This window comes from Aliiroseovarius sp. (assembly GCF_030148435.1).
In the GTDB taxonomy this organism is placed as follows: Bacteria; Pseudomonadota; Alphaproteobacteria; order Rhodobacterales; family Rhodobacteraceae; genus JASBTN01.
The window spans coordinates 1-5,819 of record NZ_JASBTN010000076.1; the positions used below are offsets into that span (position 1 = coordinate 1).

A 5,819-nucleotide genomic window follows, 5' to 3' on the forward strand; every position below is an offset into this window, starting at 1 on the left:
TCGTCAGCTTCGAGCGTCAGGGCATCGGCCAACCAAGCCTTGAGCCACTATCCCCATAGCACCAAAATCCTCCCGCGCTTTCCTCCTTGTTAGATTTGTCGCCGCTGCAGCTCACGCTGACAGCAGCCACAAACCTTGGACGAAGCCGACATTGCGCTTCGAGCCTTCAAGGTTCTCACATGCACCATTTACCGCAAAGGGCAGGCAAGACGCGGCCCTTTTTTACCCGGAAACGAAACCACAGGGGCGACAGACCCCTGGCGTTCACACCTTCCGATAATGCACGAAGGGCGTCCTGTCGGCGAGCGTATCGTAAAGCCGCCGCGCCGGATCATTGTCCTCGGCGGTCAGCCAATAGGTGCTGACCGCGCCCAGATCCCTGACATGGGCATGCAGCGCCTCGATCAGGGCGCGCCCGGCGCCAGTGCCGCGTACGTCGGGATCGACATAGAGGTCATTCAGGTAGCAGCGCGGCTCGATATCCCAGAAGCTCCTGTGCAGCAAATAGTTTGCCAGGCCGATTGTCCGGCCATCCTTCTCGGCCAGCAGGGAAAACATCTGCTCCTGCGAATCCAGGATGCGCGCCCAGGTGGCGTCATGCACATCCGGCCCGCGGGTGAGCCCGTAGAAGGCCAGATAGTCGTCCCACAGCCGCGACCAGTCGGCGCGATCCTCGGGTGCAACGGGGCGAATGGTCAGGCTCATGCCGCTTTCTCCTCTTCCGCCTCGGCCGCCTGGCGCGCCCACATGGAAGCATAGCGCCCACCCTCCTCCAGCAGGGTCTCATGGGTGCCGCGTTCGGTGATCACGCCTTTCTCCAGCACCACGATCTCGTCCGCATCCGCCACGGTGGACAGGCGGTGGGCGATGGTGATGACGGTGCGCCCCTGCCCCATGGCCTTGAGGCTCTCCTGAATGTCGCGTTCGGTTTCCGTATCCAGCGCCGAAGTCGCCTCGTCCAGCAGCAGGATCGGCGGGTTCTTGAGCAGTGTGCGCGCAATGCCCACGCGCTGCTTTTCGCCACCGGACAGTTTCAGCCCGCGTTCACCGACCTGCGTGGCATAGCCGTCCGGCAGGCCCAGAACAAAGTCATGGATGCGCGCGGCCCTGGCGGCGGCTTCGACCTCGGCCCGGGTGGCGTCCGGGCGGCCATAGGCGATGTTGTAATAGATCGAATCGTTGAACAGCACCGTATCCTGCGGCACCACGCCGATCGACTGGTGCAGGCTTTCCTGCGTCACGTCGCGCACATCCTGCCCATCGATGCGCAGCGCCCCCTCGTTCACGTCATAGAAACGGAACATCAGCCGCCCGATGGTGGACTTGCCGGACCCCGAGGGACCGACGATGGCGACATTGCGACCGGCCGGGACGGACAGGCTGACCCCTTTCAGAATAGGCCGCGCAGCATCATAGCCGAACAGGATGTCATCGAACTCCAGCGCCCCGCCGTTGACGGAAATATCCGGCGCAGAGGGCTTGTCCTGCACTTCGGCGGGCTGCTCCAGAAGGTCGAACATTTCGCCCATATCCACCAGCGACTGGCGGATTTCGCGATAGACCGTGCCGAGGAAGTTCAAAGGCAGGGTGATCTGGATCATGTAGGCGTTGACCATGACGAAATCGCCCACCGTCAGCGCGCCATTGCCCACTCCGACGGCGGCCATGACCATGACGGCGACCAGCCCACAGGTGATCAGGAGGGCCTGACCGAAGTTCAGGAAGGCCAGCGTGTACGATGTCTTCAGCGCTGCGGTCTCATACCCCGCCATGGCCACGTCATAGCGTTCGGCCTCGCGCCGTTCGGCCCCGAAATACTTGACCGTCTCGAAATTCAGAAGGGAATCAATGGCTTTCTGGTTCGCGTCCGTATCCTGGTCGTTCATTTCCTTGCGAATTCGCACGCGCCATTCTGTTACCTTGAAGGTGAACCACACATAAACGGCGATGGTGCCGGCCACCACGGCCAGATACCAGACATCAAAAACGAAATAGAGCACCACCGCGATCATCAGGAGTTCCAGGATCAGCGGGCCGATGGAAAGGAGCATGAAACGCAGGAGGAATTCGACCCCCTTCACGCCGCGTTCGATGATGCGCGAAAGCCCCCCGGTCTTGCGCGTGATGTGATAGCGCATCGACAGGTTGTGCATATGGGTAAAGGTCTCCAGCGCCAGCGCGCGCAGGGCCCGCTGTCCGACCCTGGCGAAGATCGCATCGCGAAGCTGCTGGAAGCCGTTGGTCATGACCCGTGCCAGGCCATAGGCCACGGTCAGCCCGGCAGCCCCCAGCCCCAGCATCCAGGCCGGATCCACCGCCGCTTCACCCGACAGCACATCCACCGCCGCCTTGTAGAGGAAGGGCGTGCCCACACTGACCAGTTTCGAGGCCAGCAGGAACAGCATGGCAAAAACGACACGCTGTTTGACCCAGGTCTGTCCTTCGGGCCAGAGGTAGGGGGCGACCTTGCGAATGGTCCGCCATCCACCGGTGGGCGCTTCCGTCGAGGTGATCCTGGAGGGGGGCATGGATACGCTTTCTGCTGTGTTGCCTTTGCCGGGCAGATGGGCTAGACAGGGGATAGTTCAACCATTCTTGAATAATTGAAAGATGGACAAAGGTAAAGCCCTCACCGCCCTCTCGGCCATGGCCCACGAAACCCGGTTGGAAATCGTGCGCCTGCTTGTGCCCTGCATGACAGACGGCCGCGCCGCCGGCGCGATTGCCGACGCCCTGGGGGTGTCGCCCTCGGCCCTGACCTTTCACCTGAATGCGCTTGAACAGGCCGGGCTGATTGGCTCGCAAAAACAGGGGCGACAGGTGATCTACCGGATCCGCAAGGACACGCTTGGTGGCACGATCGGTTACTTGCTGAACGATTGCTGCGGTGCCGACCCCGACATCTGCGCCTGCGCGCAAGAGGCGATGGGCAAATAGACCGGGCGCGGTTTTCCCTTACTGATCAGGAAGTTCAAAGACCTGACCCGGGTAGATCAGATCCGGATCACGAATGCGGTCGCGGTTGGCGTCAAAGACTTCCACATACATGATCCCCTCGCCATATTTCTCGCGCGCAATCGCCCAGAGGGTCGATCCGGGCTGCACCGTGATACGCTCGATCGGCGGACGGCCCGGGGCGTCCGTACCACCGGAAACGGCGGAGGAGACAAGCGCGGCAGGCTCTTCCCGCTTGAACGGCGTTTCGCTGCGCGAGATGACGGTGCCATCCTCGTCCACCTCATCCACCCGCAGGGTATAGACGCCTGTCCCCACATCCGGCAGCGGTGCGCGCCATTGGCCGTCCTCGCCCACGCGCACTGTGCGGATCAGAGCATTGTCCAGATAGACCAGCACCTGACGGTCCTCGCGCCCGCGCCCGGTCAGCTCCACCGCGCCGTCCTCCGCATAGGAAATCGCATCGATCGAGATGACTTCCATCACCTCAAGCGGTGTGTCGCCCGCATCCTGCAACACGGTGATGCCGCTTTCGTCGGCCAACAGCACCTGCGGGGCGACCGGTTCTGCCACGGGGTCGGCCTGCTCTGCGGTTTCAACCGGTGCAGCGGGCGGGGCCGGTTCCGGTTCTGCGGTTTCAACCGGATCGGCCTGTATTCCGGCGGGCATTCCGGCTGGTTTTTCGGCCAGTGTTTCGGCCAGCGTTTCGGCAGGTGTTTCGGCAGGTGTTTCGGCGGGCACTGGTTCCGGCGCGACCGGCGTCACGATCACATTTTCGGCGGAGGCAACCACCTCGGCGCCACCGGCATTCAGTGTTACCACTTTCGGGCTGCCATCCCCATCCATCGAGAACATGGCAACAAATTCGCCCGACGCGTTCGCTTCGGCTGTCGCGACTTCCTCACCATCCACCATCACGGAGACAGGTGCCCCTGGTTCGGCGCGTCCGGCCACAAGGGCCTGACCGTCGGGATCCACGCGCACCACGTCGAATTCCGGAGCCACCGGAGCAGCAGGTGCAGCAGGTTCTGCGGGTTCTGCGGCGGGAACCGGCGCGGCGTCCGCCACCTCGGGTGCGGGTACTGGCTCTGTCACAGCTGGAGGTTCGGAGTCGGCCACCGGGACCGACGCGGGCGTGTCGCCCTGCATCGCCTGAAAAATCAGATACCCTACAACGACAAGCACTGCCGCGCCCGCTGCACCACCCAGAATGGCCAGGCCACTGCTCGTCCCTGAACCCCTGTTTTCAACAGCCATGTCTTCCCCCTTGCGCCAACGTCTTCGGGCTGACGCTTGAGCGACCTTAACAACCGCTCTAACAAGGGTCAAAACAACATTCCCTGGGGGCCTCCATGTCAAACGCGAAATTCTCGGTCTGTGTCTATTGCGGCGCACGTGATGGGGGGCGCCCCGGCTACCGCAAGGCCGCCGAGGCCTTTGGCGCTGCCCTGGCCGCTGAAAACTGGCGCCTCGTCTATGGCGCGGGAGATGTCGGGCTGATGGGGACGGTGGCGCGCAGCGCCCAGGCCGCGGGCGCCGAGACATTCGGGGTGATTCCCGAACACCTTGTCAAACGCGAAGTCGGCAAGCGCGATCTGACCCGATACGTCGTGACCGAGAACATGCATGAGCGCAAGAAGGTCATGTTCATGAACTCGGACGCAATCGTTGTGTTGCCGGGCGGGGCCGGGTCGCTGGACGAGTTCTTCGAGGCCCTGACCTGGCGCCAGCTCGGGCTGCACGCGAAGCCGATCTTCCTGTTGAATGTCGATGGCTACTGGTCGCCGCTGGTGAGCATGCTGGACCATATCGTCGCCGAAGGGTTTGCCGATGAAAGCGTGACGGGCTTTCTCTGCGTCGTCGATACCGTGGATCAGCTGCGCCGCGCTCTGCGGGACGCCCTGTCCTGACGGATCGCATCCGCTGAGAACAAGGCCAGCGCCGCCCAGATCATCGGGAAGGCGATCAGGTGCCACGGCGTCACCGCTTCGCCCAGGATCACAACGGCGCAAAAGAACTGCAAGCTGGGGTTGATGTACTGAAGCAGCCCGACGGTGGACAGGTTCAGCCGGCGCGAGGCATAGCTGAACAGGATCAAGGGGCCCGCCGTGGTCAGGCCCGATCCGATCAGCACCAGGCTATCGCGCAGGTCTTGACCAAAGACGGCTCCATTGCGGCCCGTAACCCCCTCCCAGCCGCCCAGGTGCACGCCGGCCAGCCAGACCGCCGCCAGAGGGGCCAATACCAGAACTTCGCCGGTGACAGAGACCACCGGTCCCGCATCCAGCGCCTTCTTGATCACGCCGTACAGCCCGAATGTGAAGGCAAGGATCAGAGAAATCCAGGGCGCGACGCCCAGCCCGACAGTCAACAGCACCACCGCCGCGGACGCGATGCCCACCGACAGCCATTTCACCGCGCTCAGCCGCTCGCCATAGACCAATCGGCCCAGCACGACCGCCACCAGCGGGAAGATGAAATAGCCCAGGCTGCTTTCGACGACCTTTCCGATCTGCACCGACAGGATGAAGACGCCCCAATTGGTCGAGACCATCAGGCTGGCCACCGAGATCAGCAGAAAACCCCTCCAGGTCAACAGGATACGTGGTAGCTCCCCCAGCCGACCCTGCACCGAAAGAAGCACGCCGAACAGCACCAGCGACCAGAGCGTGCGATGCGACAGAACCTCCAAGGGGGGCACATGGGACAAAAGCGCGTAATACAGCGGCACAAAGCCCCAGATCACGCAGGCCGCCACCATGGCCAGGATGCCTTTTTTGGTCTCGCTCATCCGCCCTTTGGGCCCGACATTGACCGGCAGGTCAAGGCTTGACCGCCCGCGAGACGGATCACCTGACGCCATG

The 5,819-nt window shown here is 63.0% G+C and carries 6 protein-coding genes; 2 read left to right on the top strand and 4 right to left on the bottom strand.

Translation table 11 applies throughout. From position 1 onward, the window contains the following. Window positions 1-264: 264 nt before the first annotated feature. Entirely contained in the window at window positions 265-705 is a 441-nt protein-coding gene (locus Q1V43_RS13350) for a GNAT family N-acetyltransferase (RefSeq protein ID WP_300518864.1), read from the bottom strand. Beyond that, window positions 702-2,528: an ABC transporter ATP-binding protein/permease gene (locus Q1V43_RS13355; protein WP_300518867.1), complete on the bottom strand. Its 1,827-nt coding sequence runs from the start codon at window positions 2,526-2,528 to the stop codon at window positions 702-704. Before Q1V43_RS13355 ends, Q1V43_RS13350 begins: the two co-directional genes overlap by 4 nt. Window positions 2,529-2,610: 82 nt before the next feature. Here Q1V43_RS13355 and Q1V43_RS13360 point away from each other — a divergent pair, with 82 nt between their 5' ends. Further along, window positions 2,611-2,937 carry a metalloregulator ArsR/SmtB family transcription factor gene (locus tag Q1V43_RS13360; RefSeq protein ID WP_300518870.1) on the top strand — a complete coding sequence of 109 codons (327 nt, stop codon included), beginning with the start codon at window positions 2,611-2,613 and terminating at the stop codon, window positions 2,935-2,937. Between the two features lie 18 nt (window positions 2,938-2,955). Here the strand turns inward: Q1V43_RS13360 and Q1V43_RS13365 are convergent, their stop codons facing one another. Next, window positions 2,956-4,212, bottom strand: coding sequence for a LysM peptidoglycan-binding domain-containing protein (locus tag Q1V43_RS13365; RefSeq protein WP_300518873.1), 1,257 nt, complete (start codon window positions 4,210-4,212; stop codon window positions 2,956-2,958). 95 nt (window positions 4,213-4,307) lie between these two features. Between Q1V43_RS13365 and Q1V43_RS13370 the strand changes: the two genes are divergently transcribed. After that, window positions 4,308-4,865 carry a TIGR00730 family Rossman fold protein gene (locus Q1V43_RS13370; protein WP_300518875.1) on the top strand — a complete coding sequence of 186 codons (558 nt, stop codon included), beginning with the start codon at window positions 4,308-4,310 and terminating at the stop codon, window positions 4,863-4,865. Here the strand turns inward: Q1V43_RS13370 and rarD are convergent. Continuing rightward, the gene (gene rarD, locus Q1V43_RS13375; protein WP_300518877.1) at window positions 4,829-5,746 is read right to left on the bottom strand and encodes an EamA family transporter RarD; all 918 of its coding nucleotides are present in this window, start codon (window positions 5,744-5,746) and stop codon (window positions 4,829-4,831) included. The genes Q1V43_RS13370 and rarD overlap by 37 nt on opposite strands. Window positions 5,747-5,819: the final 73 nt, after the last annotated feature.

What these genes read in the sequence shown, in the direction of transcription:
- Q1V43_RS13350 (WP_300518864.1), bottom strand. Translation starts at nt 705, where the DNA reads ATGAGCCTGACCATTCGCCCCGTTGCACCCGAGGATCGCGCCGACTGG.
- Q1V43_RS13355 (WP_300518867.1), bottom strand. Translation starts at nt 2,528, where the DNA reads ATGCCCCCCTCCAGGATCACCTCGACGGAAGCGCCCACCGGTGGATGG.
- Q1V43_RS13360 (WP_300518870.1), top strand. Translation starts at nt 2,611, where the DNA reads ATGGACAAAGGTAAAGCCCTCACCGCCCTCTCGGCCATGGCCCACGAA.
- Q1V43_RS13365 (WP_300518873.1), bottom strand. Translation starts at nt 4,212, where the DNA reads ATGGCTGTTGAAAACAGGGGTTCAGGGACGAGCAGTGGCCTGGCCATT.
- Q1V43_RS13370 (WP_300518875.1), top strand. Translation starts at nt 4,308, where the DNA reads ATGTCAAACGCGAAATTCTCGGTCTGTGTCTATTGCGGCGCACGTGAT.
- rarD (WP_300518877.1), bottom strand. Translation starts at nt 5,746, where the DNA reads ATGAGCGAGACCAAAAAAGGCATCCTGGCCATGGTGGCGGCCTGCGTG.